Source organism: Streptomyces sp. NBC_00285 (assembly GCF_036174265.1).
Classification (GTDB): domain Bacteria; phylum Actinomycetota; class Actinomycetes; order Streptomycetales; family Streptomycetaceae; genus Streptomyces.
Genome location: NZ_CP108055.1, coordinates 1,073,562 through 1,088,777, shown reverse-complemented (window position 1 = coordinate 1,088,777; position 15,216 = coordinate 1,073,562). Strand labels below are relative to the sequence as shown.

The following is a 15,216-nucleotide window of genomic DNA, read 5'->3' as shown; positions in this document are numbered from 1 at the left end:
GGGAGATGAACCGACATGCAGACCCTCGCCAACTGGGACGGCGGCCCCGGACCGTGGATCCTCTTCTTCCCGCTGATCTGGGCGGCCGTCGTGCTCGGCGTCGTCACCGTCCTGCGCCGCGCCGGTCGGCGCGGCCACCGCGGACCGTGGCGCGCCGTCGCCGACTCCGCTCCGTCCGGCGACGCGCCGATCGCCGTGCTCGGCCGACGCTTCGCCTCCGGCGAGATCGACGAGGACGAGTACTGGCGCCGGCTCTCCGTGCTGGACGAGCAGTTCGGCCGGACGACGGGCAAGGGCGGTGCGGCATGACCGCCACGACAGCCAGGACAGCCACGATGCGGTCGCTGCCGGCCGCCAGGGTGGTCGACGCCGTGAAGCTGTACGGCAGTGGCGACACCGGCGTGCGGGCCCTGGACGGGGTGAGCGTCGACTTTCCGGCCGGCCGCTTCACCGCGATCATGGGGCCCTCGGGCTCCGGCAAATCCACCCTCATGCACTGTGCGGCCGGCCTCGACACACTGACCACGGGCGATGCCTACATCGGCGACACCGAGCTGAGCTCCCTCGACGACCGCCGGCTGACCCTGCTGCGCCGGGACCGCGTCGGCTTCGTCTTCCAGGCGTTCAACCTGGTGCCGACGCTGACCGTGGAGGAGAACATCAGGCTGCCGCTCGATCTCGCGGGCGGCGAGGGCGATCCGGAGTGGATCGACGCGCTCGTCGACGTCGTCGGCCTGCGCGACCGGCTCCACCACCGGCCGGCCGAACTCTCCGGCGGACAGCAGCAACGCGTCGCCGTGGCCCGCGCGTTCGCCGGCCGGCCGGATGTCGTCTTCGCCGACGAACCCACCGGAAACCTCGACTCCCGCTCCGGCGGCGAGGTTCTCGGTCTGCTCGGCAGGACCGTGCGCCACACGGCCCGCACGGTCGTCATGGTCACCCACGACCCGGTCGCCGCCGCCCACGCCGACGAGGTCGTCTTCCTCGCCGACGGACGTCTGGTGGACCGGATGGAATCCCCGACGGCCGACAGGGTCCTGGACCGGATGAAGGCCCTCGACACGCCCGCACGGGCCGGGTCCCGCGCACGGACAGGGACGGAGGGGTCCTCATGAACGCCTCCGTACGCCTCAGCGTCTCCTCCCTGCGTGCCCACAAGCGGCGCTTCGCCGGGACCTTCCTCGCGGTCTTCCTCGGCGTGTCCTTCCTCGCCGGGACCCTCGTCATGGGCGACACACTGCGCGCCGGCTTCGACACCATGTTCGGCAAAGCGACCGGCGGCACGGATGCGGTGGTCCGCAGCGCCGGAGCCATCACCACGCCGGGAGAGAGCCAGGGGGTGCGCCAACCGGTCGCTGCCGGTCTCGTGAGGACCGTAGAACAGGTCCCGGGTGTCGCGGCCGCCGTGCCCGACATCCAGGGCGCCGGCCAGTTGACCGGCGCCGACGGCAAGCCCATCGGGGGCCAGGGCCCGCCGACCCTCGCCGGCAACTGGATCGACGACCCCGAGCTCAACCCGTACCGACTGGCCGAGGGACGCGCCCCCGAGAGGCCCGGCGAGGTCGTCATCAACCGGGGCACCGCGAAGCGGGGCGATCTGAAGATCGGCGACACAACCGTCCTGCGTACGCCCGACCCCGTCGACGTGACGATCGTGGGCCTGGCGACCTTCGGCGGCGGCGACGGCATGGCCCAGGTGACCTTCACCGGCATGACCCTGGCCGATGCCGAGAAATACCTCACGGCCGGGCACGACCAGGCGTCGAGCATCCAGGTGCGCGCGACTCCCGGCGTCGGCCAGCGGGAACTCGTCGGCCGGCTGACACCCGTGCTGCCCAAGGGAGTCGAGGCCATCACCGGTCAGGAGTCGACCCAGGAGAACACCGACATGGTCTCCAGCCGGTTCCTGTCGATCTTCACGATGTTCCTCCTGGTGTTCTCGGGCGTCGCCCTCCTGGTCGCCACCTTCTCCATCCACAACACCTTCGCGATCGTCGTCGCCCAACGCACCCGCGAGAACGCCCTGTTGCGAGCTCTCGGCGCCTCCCGTCGTCAGGTCACCGCGTCGGCCCTGACCGAGGCGAGCGTCGTGGCCGTGACTGCGTCGGCCGCGGGCCTGGCGGGCGGCATCGGTATCGCCGCCGGGCTCCAGGCCCTGTTCCCAGCCATCGGATTCCCTTTCCCCGAAGGCGACTTGGTGGTCAGCGCCCTGTCGCTGGCGCTGCCGCTCGCGGTCGGCATCGTGGTCTGCCTCGGCTCCGCGCTGCTGCCCGCGGTACGCGCCGGGCGCACCGCCCCGCTGGCCGCCCTGCGCGAAACGGCCGTCGACCAGTCGGGCGCCTCCCGCGTCCGCGCGGTCACCGGGGCGGGTCTGGCCGCGCTCGCCCTGGCCGTCACCCTCACCGGCGTCCTTGTGTCCCCGTCCATTCTGCTGGCGGGCACCGGAGCCGTGCTGGCCCTGGCCGCCTTCGTGGTGCTCGGCCCGGTCGCGTCCACGACAGCCGTACGCGTTCTCGGCGGCCCCCTCGACCGACTCCGCGGAGTCACCGGCGGGCTCGCCCGCCGCAACGCCCTGCGCAGCCCCAAACGGACCGCCGCCACCGCGAGCGCGCTGATGATCGGGGTGGCCGTGGTGTCGCTGTTCACGGTGTTCGGGGCGTCCCTGAAGGCGACCATGGACCAGACGGTGTCCCGGTCCTTCGCGGGGGATCTCGCCGTCAGCACACCGTCGTTCGGCGCGGGCGGCAGCGGCCTGAGCCCCCGGCTCGCCGGGGCGGTGCAGCAACTGCCGGAGGTGGACACGGCGGTGGGACTCGGTCGTGGGGTCGCCGAAGTCAACGGCCAGGGAAGGGCGTTGACCGTCACCGACCCGCCCGCCCTTGCGCGCACCTTCGACCTCGGCACGGTCCGCGGCTCCCTGAACGACCTGGGCACCGACGGCATCGCCATCACCGGGAAGGAGGCGGACAAGCAGCACCTCGCCACCGGTGACACGGCCCGGCTGACCTTCACCGACGGCACGTCACGGACCTTCACGGTCCGCGCGCTCTACGGACAGTCCGAGCTGGCGGGGGACTACGTCATCACCCGGGCAGCCTGGGCTCCGCACCGCACGCAGGACTCCGACACCCTGGTCGCCGTCTCCTTCAAGGAAGGCGTGAGCGCCACCGCGGGCAAGGCGGCGGTGGAGAAGGTGGCGGCACGGTACGGCAATCCCGAGGTGCAGACCCGCGACGAGTACGCACAGTCCTCGGCCGGCGGGATCGACATGATGCTGACGCTCGTCTACGCGCTGCTCGCCCTCGCGGTCCTCATCGCCCTGCTGGGCATCGCCAACACACTGACCCTCGCGATCCACGAACGGACCCGCGAACTGGGTCTGCTGAGGGCCGTGGGCCAGACCCGGTCCCAATTGCGGGCCATGGTCCGCTGGGAGTCCGTTCTGGTCGCCGCCTTCGGCACCGTCGGCGGGCTCGCCCTCGGCGCCTTCCTCGGCTGGGTCCTGGTCGAGGCCTCGGACGGTGCGAGCGACAGCACCTTCGCCTTCGCGCTGCCACCGCTGCGACTCGCGGTGGTCGCCCTGGTGGGCCTCGCGGCGGGAGCCCTCGCGGGCCTGCGCCCTGCCCGGCGCGCCGCTCGCCTGGACGTGCTGCGGGCGATCGCGACCGAGTGAGGAGGGGTGTCACCGCCCGGTCAGCCGGCAACGGCGGACCGGGCGGGAGCGTGTTCGGGCCGGTGGCTGTCCACGGAAACCTCCGCGAACCTGAGCGCGGGCTTCTCCACGGACGTCCGCCGAAGCGGGCGTGCGGCGGCGGGCCGCGCGGCGGCAGGCGTCGGCAGCGTGAACCACACGACCTTGCCCGACTCGCCGTCCGGCCGCACGCCCCAGCTCTCGCTGACCGCGGCGACCATCGCGAGCCCGCGACCGCACGTGGCGAGCGGCTCGGTGTCCTCGATGTCGGCCACGACCGGCAGACGCGGGTCGTGGTCGTGCACCGAGACCATGAGCCGGTCGAGCAGCAGCTCGATCTCCACGGTGCACGTCTTGTCGGGCCGGGCGTGCCGGTGGACGTTGGTCAACAGCTCCGTCACACCGAGCTCGGCCCGGTCTATGAGGGGATCCATATGCCAGTAGCGCAAATGCGCGGAAAGGATTCTGCGGACCTGGCCGATCCGCGAAGGCAGAGCTTGGAGCTCTACCGTGCAGTGCCTGTTCGGGTGACTGATCACAGCTGCGACTCCCCGACGTGAGGTCCGGAAGAACACGGAGTTCGGATCGAGCGGGTGACTGAGTGGAGACGGCCGCCTGCTCTCGTGCCCGGCGGGCTGGTTCGCAGCGTAATCGCCGGTAAACCCAGAGTGATGTGAGATCAGCGTGACGCAGGAGGTGCGGTAGCGCAACTCGCGGTCGGCAAAGCCTGTCCGCGCCGGGTGCGACGACTCAGTCCCGACGCCCCGAGGCCCTGCGTACCGCTTCGATGAACCGGCGTGCCGCCGGTGGGCCGGGCTCGCCCGGGGCGGGGTCGTGATCGCCCAGGGTCAGCAGATACCGGTTTCCGTTGAGATCCGCGAGGGCCCGGTCGTCCGCCGCGAACCAGGGCTTGGAGGCGCGTACTGCCTGCACCGGCGCGCTGTCGATCTCGCTGCCGTAACTGGTGAGCAGTTCCAGTCTGCCGTCGTTGATCCGCACCTGACCGGCCCGGGTGAGCGAGCGCAACCTCTTGCCGATCCGTACGCCCATAGCCGTGAACTCCGGCTCCGCCATGCCGTCCCGCCCCCTTGCGCGCGTCGGTGTGCCGGCCCGTGTTCCCGCGTGGGCCGAGGGTCGACTGTCGTGATCCAGTGTGCGCCCCCGTTCGAGACATCCGTCCCGACTTGACTGGTGAAGTCTGCCCGCCACGGGCGTCGAGCACCAGTGCGCCTGACACCTGGCCGAAAGTGTCCGGAGCACTCGTTCGAATGCGCCCCCGCAGGCGACACCGCAGGTTTGGCGTATCCAGACCCCAGGGGTGCCTTTGAGGCTCTCAAAGGTGCGTTTATGCAGGTGAGGAGCGTGCGGAAGGTGTCTATGATCGAGGCGTCGGCCGCGCGACCCGCCGTCGGCGCGCAGCGTAAGGAGCCCTGTCGTGAGTACCCCTCAGCAGACCCGGACCGGCGACACCCTCGATGTCGACCGCAGTGACGCCGCCTACCGCGGCTGGCTGAAAGAAGCCGTCCGCAAGGTCCAGGCCGACGCCAACCGGTCGGCCGACACCCACCTCCTGCGCTTCCCGCTGCCCGAGACATGGGGCATCGACCTGTACCTCAAGGACGAGTCGACCCACCCGACGGGCAGCCTCAAACACCGGCTGGCCCGCTCCCTGTTCCTCTACGGCCTGTGCAATGGCTGGATCCGGCCGGGCCGTCCGGTGATCGAGGCGTCCAGCGGCTCGACGGCCGTGTCCGAGGCGTACTTCGCGAAACTGATCGGCGTGCCCTTCATCGCGGTCATGCCCCGCACGACGAGCGCGGAGAAGATCCGCCTCATCGAGCTCCACGGCGGCCGGTGTCATGTCGTGGACGATCCGCGCACGATGTACCAGGAGTCCGCCCGCCTCGCAGTGGAGACCGGCGGCCACTACATGGACCAGTTCACCTACGCGGAACGGGCCACGGACTGGCGGGGCAACAACAACATCGCCGAATCCATCTTCCGGCAGCTGGAGTTGGAACGATTTCCGGAGCCCGCGTGGATCGTCGCCACGGCCGGCACCGGGGGCACCTCGGCGACCCTCGCGCGGTACGTCCACTACATGCAGCACGACACCCGCATCTGTGTCGCCGATCCGGAGAACTCCTGTTTCTTCGAGGGCTGGACCACCGGCGATCCGGACGTCACGTGCGACTGCGGCTCGCGCATCGAGGGCATCGGCCGGCCGCGCATGGAGCCGAGCTTCGTGCCCGGCGCGATCGACCGCATGATGAAGGTCCCGGACGCGGCGAGCGTCGCCGCCGTGCGGGCCCTGGAGCAGGCCATCGGCCGCAGGGCGGGCGGCTCGACCGGCACCGGGCTGTGGAGCGCGCTGAAGATCATCGCCGAGATGGTGGCCGAGGGACGCCGGGGGAGCGTCGTCACGCTGCTCTGCGACCCCGGTGACCGCTACCTCGACAAGTACTACTCCGACACCTGGCTCGCCGAGCAGGGGCTGGACATCGAGCCGTACACGACAGCGATCGGCTCACTGCTGGAGACGGGTCTGTGGCCGGACCGGTAGGCCCCGGCCCGGGGGCCACCGCTATCCGGTGAGCTGTCCGTCCAGGGTCCTGACCGCGTTGCGGAAGGCCTTGCCCAGCCCGGCGCCCCCGAGTTTGGCGACGACGCGGAACGCCGCAGTGCCGTCCACGGCGAACGTCCAGCGCACCCGGGTGCCCGTACCGGCGGGGGCGAGACGCCACTCCTCGGCGATGGCGCGGGCGCCGGGGGCATTGGCCACGTCGACTCGGTAGGCGTACACCTCAGGTTCCTTCGACGCGAGGATCGTCTCCTGGAAGCGTCCGCCGCCCTTGAGGTGGATCTCGCGGGTCGAGCCGTCCCCGGTCGCCCGGGCGAGCGTCACCGCCGAGAACCACTGCGCCCAGCCGGGCACGTCCTCGGCGAGCGCCCGGAAGACGGCTTCCGGGGGTGCAGACATCTCCTGCGCGAACACCAGCCGTACGGGTGCGGTCCCGATGAAGTCGAGCCCCACCGCACGGAGTTGGTGAGCCATGGACACCCCCCAGGTGTGCTCAGGAGGTGTCACCTTAACTGTCGCTCAGTCAGCTGTCAGTACCCTCAACGGCCACACCGCTCTCACCGGCCACCACCAGTCGCCGCAGATGCTCGGAGATCTCCGCGCGCGCCGCCGAGGGCAGCCCCGCGTCCGTCACCAGCGTGTCGACCTGCTCCAGCGAGGCGAACGAACTCAGGCCCACCGTCCCCCACTTGGTGTGGTCGGCGACCACCACGACGCGCCGCGCCGACTGCACGAGGCGGCGGTTGGTCTCCGCCTCGGCGAGGTTCGGCGTCGACAGACCGGCCTCGACCGATATCCCGTGCACACCGAGGAAGAGCACGTCGAAGTGGAGCGCCCCGATCGCCTGGTCGGCCACCGGCCCCACCAGCGAGTCGGAAGGAGTGCGTACCCCGCCGGTCAGCACGACGGTGGCCGCGCCCTGACGGGGGCCCGTGGTGCGCTGCGCCGCGTGGAAGACGTCGGCGACCCGCACCGAGTTGGTGACGACGGTCAGATCCGGGACGTCGAGCAGATGGTGGGCCAGCGCGTACGTCGTCGTACCGCCCGACAACGCGATGGCGGTCCCCGGCGCGACCAGCTCCGCCGCGGACTGTGCGATGTCCTCCTTGGCGGTCAGCTCCAAGCCGGACTTCGCCTCGAAACCCGGCTCGTGCGTGCTCGCCTCGACCACGGGAACCGCGCCGCCGTGCACCTTCTCCAGCACACCCTGACGTGCCAGCGCGTCGAGATCGCGCCGAACGGTCATGTCCGACACGCCGAGCTTGCGGGTCAGCTCGTTGACGCGTACCCCGCCTCGGCGCCGGACCTCGTCCAGGATCAGAGCGCGCCGCTGCTCCGCGAGGAGGTTCTGATTCTCGCTCACGTACGCTCCGGTCCTTTCGCCACAATCCGACTCACACGCCGTACACCCGCTCCGACAAGCACATTTTGGCCGTCCCTGGCGTGCGGACGTCCCATACTCGCACGGGCTCCCTCCCGTCGCGCCACCGACCGTCCCGTCGCGGTCATGCCACCGGAGCGCCACCAGGCTTCCCGAAGTTCTCCGGATCGGGGAGATTCCGTGACGAGAGGTGTGCGCAACACGCCCGACGGGCGATCCTTGTGCCCGCACGGACAGATGCCTGCAGCGCGTCACGGGGGAAGTGCGAAACAGTGGAACATGTCCCGGCCACGGGCACGGACGGCTCCGCCGCCCGGCCCGAAGAATCCGGCACCGCCCTGGAACTCCTGGTCCACGGAGTGGGCGGCACCACGCCGGAGAAGATGCTCGACGACCCGCGCACGGTGCGGATCACCGGTGACGACGTCGCCGCCGTCTTCCGGCGCGCCGACGACGTCGACGCGGAGACCGCAGAGACCGGCAACGGCCGCACCGGTCCGGTGCCCGAGGCGTACGTCTGGTGCAACCTCACCTCCGGCAACGGCACCCGCGCCCTGTGGCTGCTGTTGCTGCCGTTCATGGTGGTCAACCTCGCCCACTGGATGCGCCCCACCGCGCGCGGCCGCACACGGACGGTGCGGTTGTACGGCCTGCTGGTGCGGCTCGCGGGCCTGACCCTGACGGTCCTGCTGGTCGCCGCGGCCTGTGAGGTCGCCCTCGATCTCGCGGCCTGGCAGTGCGCGGGCACGCACGCGTGCGCCCAGTCGCACTCCTGGCTGGGATTCCTGTCGCCCGAGGACTCGAACGCCGGCTGGTGGAGCAGGCCGGGCCGCCGCCTCGCCCTCGCCTCTCTCGTCCCGGCCGCGCTCACCGGCCTGCTCTGGTATCTGTCCCACCGCACCTGGAGGGCGTACGAGTCACAGCAGCCCATGTCCCGGGCAGGCGAGCCCGAGGAGGACCGCGACCGCACCGCGCTCGGCCGGCCCGGCTTCTGGTACGGCCGCCGCCTGGTCGCCCGCCTGCGTGCGGCCCACACCGCCGCGGGACTGCTGACGATCGCCGCGGCGGTCGGCTCGACGGCCGCCCGCTTCGACCGCGAGCCGGGCGGCCCCGCCCTGCTCGACACCCTCGGCAGGCTCCTGCAGACGGGCCTCGTCGCCGTTGGGGTCGCCGTCGTGTGGGTGGTGTGCCGCCGCGGCCGCAGCGAGAGGCACCTCGACCGGATCCTCGACGAGAACCTCGTACGACGTCTGCCGCTCACCGCGCTCCTCCTGCTCGCCCTCGCCGCGGTGTACGCCGGGTGGGAACGGCCCGGGTGGCAGTCGCACGGACGGCTCCCGGGGGACGCGGCCTTCGGTGGCATCACCTTCGTCCAGGGAGTACTGGTCCTCGCCCTCGCCGCGGTCGCCCACGTGCTGTACCGGACGCACCCCGAACCGCGCGCCGCCATGCGCGGCCTGGGCGGACCCGCCGTGGCGATGCTGGCCTGCGCCCTGGGCGGGGTGATGTCCGGCGGCGTGTCGCAGCGGGTGGCGGACTGGCTGGACGGCACCGGCGCGAGCATCCCAGGACCGCCGGTCCTGCTGACCTGGCAGGCGTCCGTGATCCCGCTGGTCCTCCTCGTGCTGCTGGGGCACTGCGCCTGGCTCGGCCGGCGGACCCTGCGGGCCGGCCGAGATCAACTGGCCACGGTGGAGAGCGAGTACCCCGAAGAACCCAAGGACGCGGCACGCACCCGGCACATCGCCAGGACCCGCGCCATGGCCGCGCTGACGGACCGGGGACCGCGCCTGCTCGGAGTGACGTCGGCCAGCACCCTGCTGCTCGGCGCCGGAGCCCTCGTGGGCGCGCTGACCTCCCACAGGACACCGGCCAAGGCCGCCGAGGGGTCGTACGCCTTCGTCGAGGGTGCGGCGGAGAGCGCACAGGCCCTCGGATCCTGGCTGATCGGCCTCGGCTTCCTCGTGTTCGTCACGTGGGGCAGACGCGCCTACAAGGACCCCTCCGCCCGACGCACCATCGGCATCCTCTGGGACGTCGGCACGTTCTGGCCCCGCGCGGCCCACCCCTTCGCCCCGCCCTGCTACGCCGAGCGCGCGGTACCCGACCTGACCTGGCGGATGGCGACCTGGACCCGGGCCACTCGCGGCAGGCTGGTTCTCTCCGGACACTCCCAGGGCAGCGTGCTCGCGGCCGCCGCGGCCTGGCAGCTGGAGCCGGCGGTCCGCAAACGGGTCGCCCTGCTGACCTACGGCTCCCCGCTGGAACGCCTCTACGGCCGCTGGTTCCCGGCACACTTCGGCCCGGCCGCCCTCACCGCCCTGCACCACGACGTGGACTGCTGGCGCAACCTCCACCGGCTCACCGACCCCATCGGCGGCCCAGTCCGGCTGCCCGGCGACTGCGGCCCCGAGGTGGACCGGGAACCACTGAAGGACCCGCTGGTCTACGGCCGCACCGACCTGCACCCGCTGCCCGCGCCGATCCTCGGTCACTCCGACTACCAGGCCGACCCGGCGTTCGCCGAGGAGCGGGCGAAACTGCTGGGCAGGCTCCGACCGGACGTGCCGGGCCCGCGGTCTCAGGACGGCTCGGGCAGGTCCTCGGCGTAGAGCAGCGTCAGATCGTCCGTGGTCGGGTCGGCCACCTGGGCGACCCGGCTCGCGTGCCTCTCCACCATCGCCTCGAAGGTCTGGCGCGCGGTACGGCCGTTGCCGAACGCGGGCCCCTTGGGCAGCACCGTGAAGTACTTCCGCAGGGCTTTCGGGGCGCCCGGGGCCAGCCGGTACTCGTGCTCCTCGGCCTGCTGTTCCACGATGCTGAGGAGTTCCTCGGGGTTGTAGTCGCTGAAGGTGATGGTCCGTGAGAAACGGGAGGCCACACCCGGGTTGACCGAGAGGAACCGCTCCATCTCGGCGGTGTAGCCCGCGACGATCACCACGACCGCGTCCCGGTGGTCCTCCATCAGCTTGACCAGCGTGTCGATGGCCTCCTTGCCGAAGTCCCGGCCCGAGTCCTCCGGCGACAGCGCGTACGCCTCGTCGACGAACAGCACTCCGCCGCGCGCCCTGTCGAAGGCCTCCTGGGTGCGGATCGCGGTGGAGCCGATGTGCTCGCCCACCAGGTCGACGCGGGACACCTCGACGAGGTGTCCCTTCTCCAGCACACCGAGGGACGCGAGGATCTCGCCGTAGAGCCGGGCCACCGTCGTCTTGCCGGTGCCGGGGGAGCCCGTGAAGACCAGGTGGCGCTTGACCGAAGCGGCCTTGAGGCCGGCCTGCTGGCGGCGCCGGCCCACCTCGATCATGTCGGTGAGCGCCCGGACCTCCCGCTTGACGCTGTCCAGGCCCACCAGCGCGTCGAGCTCACCGAGGACGGCCTTCGAGGTGCGCGTCGCCTTGTCCGGCTCGGCAGGGGGGACCAGCGGTTCCTGCTCGGTGATGCGCTGCCCGGGGATGGAGCCCAGCAGACCGGGGGACAGGGACTCCGTCAGTACGGCCGTCTCCCGGGCCGCCGGCGGTGTCGGACCGCCGCTCTCGTCGCTCGTGCAGTCCTCGACGACGGGTCCCGCGCCGGCCGCCGCGTCCGGGGTGTCTGCGAACTCGTAACCCCCGCGCGCGCACCGCTCCGTCCGGCACTTCCTGAGCGTCGTGCGACAGCCGTCTATCACGTGGAAGCCGTAGCCGCCGCTGCCGGTCACCCGGCAGTTCAGGAAGCTTCCGCGGCCGCCCGCGGACACATAGAAGCCGGCCTCGGCCGGGGAGTCGACGGTGCAGCGCTCCAGCGTCGGGTCGGCGCCCTTGGTGACGATCACGCCCGTCTGGGTGCCGTCGAAGGTGCAGTTGTTGAGAGTTCCGCCGCTGCCGTGGTCGCGGAACCAGGCGCCGGTCGCCGCATCCCGGATCCGGCAGTCGTCGAGCTGTGCGGTGGCGCCGTCACTGACCGACACCGCCGTGTTGCGCACCTGGGAGATGTCGCTGTCGACGACGTCCGCGCGGGAGCCGCGGTCCAGGACGAACAGGGCGTCCGGTACGTCGTGCACCCGGCAGGAGTCGAGCACCGCCGTGGCGCCGTCGCTGACCCAGACGGCCGGGTAGTCGCCCGTGCTGTCGAAGATCTCGCACTGGTTGGCGTCCACGCGCGTGCCCGGATCCCACACCGACAGACCGTTGCGCCCGAACTGCCGCACCGTGGTGCGGGTCAGGGTCAGGACCGACCGGGAGCGCAGGTCGACCGCGTTCTCCGGGATGTCGTGGATACGGCAGTCGGCCAGGGTCAGCACCGCATCGGTGTCGAGCGTGACGCCGTCGGTGGTGGTGCGGTGCACATCGCAGTCGGTGAGGTGCGCGGTGGCCCGGCCGGTGATCTGGACCCCGCTGCCACGGACCTCGTAGACCTCACAACCCACGGCCTCGAGCGCGGAGTTCTCGCCGGTCACCGAAAGACCCGCGCCCGAGGTGTGGTGGACCCGGCAGCGCTCCAGACGGGGGTGGGCGCCACCGCGGACGGCGACGCCGGACTGGCCCGCCGCCACGATCTCGCACTCCTCGAACACGCCTCCCGCGCTGTCCAGCACGGCGATGCCGACGCCGGCCGGGTTGTCCACGGTGCAGCGCCGGACGGTCGGCCGCGCGCCCCCGCGCACTTCGATACCGGCCGCGGACCGGGTGATCACCCGGATGTCGATGAGCTCCGGGGTGCCCTCCTCGACGAGCAGGGCGGGCGCGGCCGCGTCCTGGCCCTCCACGTGCAGGTCCTGGACGACCGCGGAGGCACGCACGGTCAGCGGCACCCCGTCCACGGGCGCGATGCGCACGGAGCCGGGGGATCCCTCCGGGCCGCGCAGGGTCACCGCCCGCTGCAGAACGAGGTTCTCCCGGTAGGTGCCGGGCGCGACCGTCAGAACGTCACCGTCGGCCGCGGCCTCCAGGGCGGCGGCGAGGGACGCGTACTCACCCGTGCGGCGCCGCCACCGCGATGTACCGGTGTGCGTCACCTGGACCGTGCCCTGTGCCATGGCGTTGCTGTGCCCCCACGTCGTCGTACACGGGTTTGTGCTGCCGAGGAACCCCGGCCGGTCCACCGTAGCGTGCGCGTGGGTGGTGGGTTGACCAGAGCCGCAAGGCCGTCAACTGCCGGTGCCGGTCCGGCCCCAGTCCGGTCCTGCGCGGTCCCAGGCCCGGTCCCAACGGGCGTACCGGCGACGGATCATGCGCCAGAGCGCGAACCGCCGAGCGCCCTCGATCACGCCCGCGGTCAGCAGGGCCGCGCCTGTGCCGGCGAGGACGGCGTGGGTGGTGGCGGTGGCGGAGTCCAGCGGCCGGGCCGCCGTCCGCCCGTGCAGGTCCGTCCACATGCCGAAGTGGTCGCCGGCGTGCGGGCTCTGGAGATCGGCCATGACCTTGCCCTCGTGCGTGGTGCCGTCCGGCGCCGTCCAGTCGGCCACCACGCGGCTTCGCAGATCCCGCCCGGAGGAGGTCTCGGGATCGGCGTCCAGCGGTGAGCGGTTCAGCTTGCGGATCACCGTCGCCGTCACCAGGTGGCGGGACTCGAGCTGTGCCCGAGCGGTCCGCTGCAGAGCGTCCTGGGCCGCCCCGCCCGTGAGAGCGCCGATCACCGGTCCGCCGACCAGGATCAGTACCAGGGCCACGAGGCCCACCCAGGCCTCGGCAAGGTCCGTCCCGCGGCGCAGTGGATTGCGCCGCCAACGCCAGAGTCCGCTGATCGCTCGCACCGTCGGCACCCCCTTCCCGCTCCGTGATAACCCCCGGCCGAGCAGTTCAGGCGCGGCACAGGCCGAAGAGAGAGCGAAATCACCTGCGGCCCGGTCCTCTCATGAACTCCTCATGAAGGCCCCAACGCGCAGGCCCCCGGGCCGGGTTCCCGTCGTCCGGGCGCAGGTCGACCTTTGACGGAACCTTGTCCGCGGCCGCCTCCACGACGGCCGGCCCGCACGGTCACCTATTCGAGAATCCTGACCGGATCACCGACCCGGATCGTGCCGCGGGACCGGGGTACCAGGTTCTGTCCGAAGACCAGCTTGCTGCCGAAGCGGCGGTGGCGGCCCAGGGTGTGCAGGGGCTCCTTGCCGCGGACGGCGTCGGCCTGGTCGGTCGTGGTCACGACGCACCGCCCGCACATCTTGGCCACCCGGAAGGTGACGTCACCGATCGTGATGAGCGACCAGTCGTCCTCGGCCCAGGCAGCGCTGCCGTCCACGACGACGTTCGGCCGGAACCGGTTCATGGGCAGCGGGCCGTCGGCCGCGTGCCGGCCCTCGGAGATCAGCGAGTTGAGTGCGTCGAGGGAGGCCGTGGAGGCGAGCAGCAGGGGATATCCGTCGGCGAAGGTGACGGTCTCGCCCGGCAGCGCGTACTCGGGGTCGATCGGGCGCCGGGTGGCGGGGTCGTCCAGATGGACGAGGCGGGCCGTGCTGCCGAGGTAGTCGCTGCACCAGGAGTGCGCGGCCGCGTCGGCGGCGGGCACGCCCTCGACCTTGTCCCCGAAGAGGTCGAGGGTGACGGTCTCGGCAGGCCCGGGAACCGGGACGGTCAGCGGATCCATGCCGGGCGCGGACAGAGCGACGCCGCCGCCGGGCATCAGCTCGGCGGCGGCCAGCGCGAGGCGCGGCTGCTGTCGCTGTGTGACGACCTTTCCCCCGTCGTCGACCAGCGCCCAGCGCCGGTCTCCGGCCAGCCCCCAGGGCTCCACCTCGGCCTCCCGGAGCGCCAGACCCCGGAACGCCTTGACCGGATGGACGTGAATCGACAGCAGTTGCGCATTCCCCATGAAGCCATCGTGCCAGGAGGCACCGACGGCCGGGGAGGGGGAATCAGTACCCGCGGTACTGCTGGTTGTTGTAAGGGTCCTGGTAGGGGGCCGCCTGTGCGGGCCGGGGAGCCGCGGGGCGCATCGCCTCGTAGCCCGTGCCCATACCGGGAGCCGCAGGACGCGGCTGCTGCTGCTGCGGCCCGGGATAACCGCGCGGTGCGGCGGCCTGCTGCGGGATGTACGCCGCGGGCGCCTGCTGCAGGGGAGAGGGCTGCTGCGCCTGCGGATAGCCGTAGGCGTACTGAGAGGGGCCCGCGGGAAGAGCGGGCAGCGCAGACGGCAGCGCCGGCAGGTTGCTGACCGGGACGTCGTACATGGCAGGGACCCGGATCGGGGCGATCTGCGGGGTGCCCCGCTCGGCCACGAGCGAGTCGTAGATCGGAGTGTCCGGGAAGGAGGCGGAGTAGTAGCCGCCGCCATAAGTGGAGCGGGGGGAGGTCATGGCACATAAGGTAAGCCCACGATGTGCTGGTTGGGGAGACCGATAAGAGGGTTGTTTTCCGTGTCGGCAGTGACGTGGGATCCCCAATGCGAGCGAACTCGGCAAAAAAGGACGCCAAACCGTCCCCGGGTCGTGTAAAGGCCGAGTTCCCAGCGGGTTACCGGCGGTCGACCGGCGATCTTCCTGTGCGTGGGATGGGAGTTCGCTGTCCTGGGGGAATAGGTTGAACGGGTAGAACGCAGAGGGACCGCCCGGGGCGCGTCCTGGCCTGCCGACACCTGATGGGGGCG

13 protein-coding genes are annotated in these 15,216 nt (G+C 71.7%); 5 read left to right on the top strand and 8 right to left on the bottom strand.

Annotated elements, in window-relative coordinates; translation table 11 throughout:
* The first annotated feature begins 15 nt into the window (after window positions 1-15).
* The 3 genes from OHT57_RS05200 to OHT57_RS05190 are packed head-to-tail and all read left to right on the top strand — an operon-like array spanning window position 16 to window position 3,673.
* The gene (locus tag OHT57_RS05200; protein ID WP_328744825.1) at window positions 16-309 is read left to right on the top strand and encodes an SHOCT domain-containing protein; all 294 of its coding nucleotides are present in this window, start codon (window positions 16-18) and stop codon (window positions 307-309) included.
* Window positions 306-1,115 (top strand): ABC transporter ATP-binding protein, encoded by an 810-nt coding sequence (locus OHT57_RS05195; RefSeq protein ID WP_328744823.1) that lies wholly within the window; start codon window positions 306-308, stop codon window positions 1,113-1,115. The genes OHT57_RS05200 and OHT57_RS05195 overlap by 4 nt, the downstream gene beginning before the upstream one ends.
* The gene (locus OHT57_RS05190; protein ID WP_328744821.1) at window positions 1,112-3,673 is read left to right on the top strand and encodes an ABC transporter permease; all 2,562 of its coding nucleotides are present in this window, start codon (window positions 1,112-1,114) and stop codon (window positions 3,671-3,673) included. The genes OHT57_RS05195 and OHT57_RS05190 overlap by 4 nt, the downstream gene beginning before the upstream one ends.
* Window positions 3,674-3,693: 20 nt before the next feature.
* Here OHT57_RS05190 and OHT57_RS05185 read toward each other — a convergent pair whose 3' ends face one another.
* Together OHT57_RS05185 and OHT57_RS05180 are read right to left on the bottom strand one after the other, a co-directional pair.
* Window positions 3,694-4,230 (bottom strand): ATP-binding protein, encoded by a 537-nt coding sequence (locus OHT57_RS05185; RefSeq protein WP_328744819.1) that lies wholly within the window; start codon window positions 4,228-4,230, stop codon window positions 3,694-3,696.
* Window positions 4,231-4,441: 211 nt separating this feature from the next.
* The gene (locus OHT57_RS05180; RefSeq protein ID WP_328744817.1) at window positions 4,442-4,765 is read right to left on the bottom strand and encodes a hypothetical protein; all 324 of its coding nucleotides are present in this window, start codon (window positions 4,763-4,765) and stop codon (window positions 4,442-4,444) included.
* 361 nt (window positions 4,766-5,126) lie between these two features.
* Between OHT57_RS05180 and OHT57_RS05175 the strand changes: the two genes are divergently transcribed.
* Entirely contained in the window at window positions 5,127-6,254 is a 1,128-nt protein-coding gene (locus tag OHT57_RS05175; protein WP_328744815.1) for a PLP-dependent cysteine synthase family protein, read from the top strand.
* Between the two features lie 21 nt (window positions 6,255-6,275).
* Here the strand turns inward: OHT57_RS05175 and OHT57_RS05170 are convergent, their stop codons facing one another.
* Window positions 6,276-6,746 (bottom strand): SRPBCC family protein, encoded by a 471-nt coding sequence (locus tag OHT57_RS05170; RefSeq protein ID WP_328744813.1) that lies wholly within the window; start codon window positions 6,744-6,746, stop codon window positions 6,276-6,278.
* Window positions 6,747-6,795: 49 nt separating this feature from the next.
* Window positions 6,796-7,635 (bottom strand): DeoR/GlpR family DNA-binding transcription regulator, encoded by an 840-nt coding sequence (locus OHT57_RS05165; RefSeq protein WP_328744811.1) that lies wholly within the window; start codon window positions 7,633-7,635, stop codon window positions 6,796-6,798.
* A 290-nt stretch (window positions 7,636-7,925) separates the two neighbouring features.
* On the opposite strand from OHT57_RS05165, the gene OHT57_RS05160 reads away from it, so the two are divergent.
* Window positions 7,926-10,265 (top strand): hypothetical protein, encoded by a 2,340-nt coding sequence (locus OHT57_RS05160; protein WP_328744809.1) that lies wholly within the window; start codon window positions 7,926-7,928, stop codon window positions 10,263-10,265.
* Here the strand turns inward: OHT57_RS05160 and OHT57_RS05155 are convergent.
* The 4 genes from OHT57_RS05155 to OHT57_RS05140 form a co-directional block, all read right to left on the bottom strand.
* The gene (locus OHT57_RS05155; protein ID WP_328744808.1) at window positions 10,235-12,670 is read right to left on the bottom strand and encodes a right-handed parallel beta-helix repeat-containing protein; all 2,436 of its coding nucleotides are present in this window, start codon (window positions 12,668-12,670) and stop codon (window positions 10,235-10,237) included. The two genes, OHT57_RS05160 and OHT57_RS05155, sit on opposite strands and share 31 nt — an antisense overlap.
* Window positions 12,671-12,781: 111 nt before the next feature.
* The gene (locus tag OHT57_RS05150; protein ID WP_328753123.1) at window positions 12,782-13,387 is read right to left on the bottom strand and encodes an Rv1733c family protein; all 606 of its coding nucleotides are present in this window, start codon (window positions 13,385-13,387) and stop codon (window positions 12,782-12,784) included.
* Between the two features lie 227 nt (window positions 13,388-13,614).
* Window positions 13,615-14,442 (bottom strand): MOSC domain-containing protein, encoded by an 828-nt coding sequence (locus OHT57_RS05145; RefSeq protein ID WP_328744807.1) that lies wholly within the window; start codon window positions 14,440-14,442, stop codon window positions 13,615-13,617.
* A gap of 43 nt (window positions 14,443-14,485) precedes the next feature.
* Complete coding sequence (locus OHT57_RS05140; RefSeq protein WP_328744805.1) at window positions 14,486-14,926, bottom strand: DUF6643 family protein; 441 nt, start codon at window positions 14,924-14,926, stop codon at window positions 14,486-14,488.
* Window positions 14,927-15,216 lie beyond the last annotated feature (290 nt).

Coding starts and splice junctions, on each gene's coding strand:
- OHT57_RS05140 (WP_328744805.1), bottom strand. CDS start 14,926: ATGACCTCCCCCCGCTCCACTTATGGCGGCGGCTACTACTCCGCCTCC.
- OHT57_RS05155 (WP_328744808.1), bottom strand. CDS start 12,670: ATGGCACAGGGCACGGTCCAGGTGACGCACACCGGTACATCGCGGTGG.
- OHT57_RS05180 (WP_328744817.1), bottom strand. CDS start 4,765: ATGGCGGAGCCGGAGTTCACGGCTATGGGCGTACGGATCGGCAAGAGG.
- OHT57_RS05170 (WP_328744813.1), bottom strand. CDS start 6,746: ATGGCTCACCAACTCCGTGCGGTGGGGCTCGACTTCATCGGGACCGCA.
- OHT57_RS05190 (WP_328744821.1), top strand. CDS start 1,112: ATGAACGCCTCCGTACGCCTCAGCGTCTCCTCCCTGCGTGCCCACAAG.
- OHT57_RS05195 (WP_328744823.1), top strand. CDS start 306: ATGACCGCCACGACAGCCAGGACAGCCACGATGCGGTCGCTGCCGGCC.
- OHT57_RS05200 (WP_328744825.1), top strand. CDS start 16: ATGCAGACCCTCGCCAACTGGGACGGCGGCCCCGGACCGTGGATCCTC.
- OHT57_RS05145 (WP_328744807.1), bottom strand. CDS start 14,442: ATGGGGAATGCGCAACTGCTGTCGATTCACGTCCATCCGGTCAAGGCG.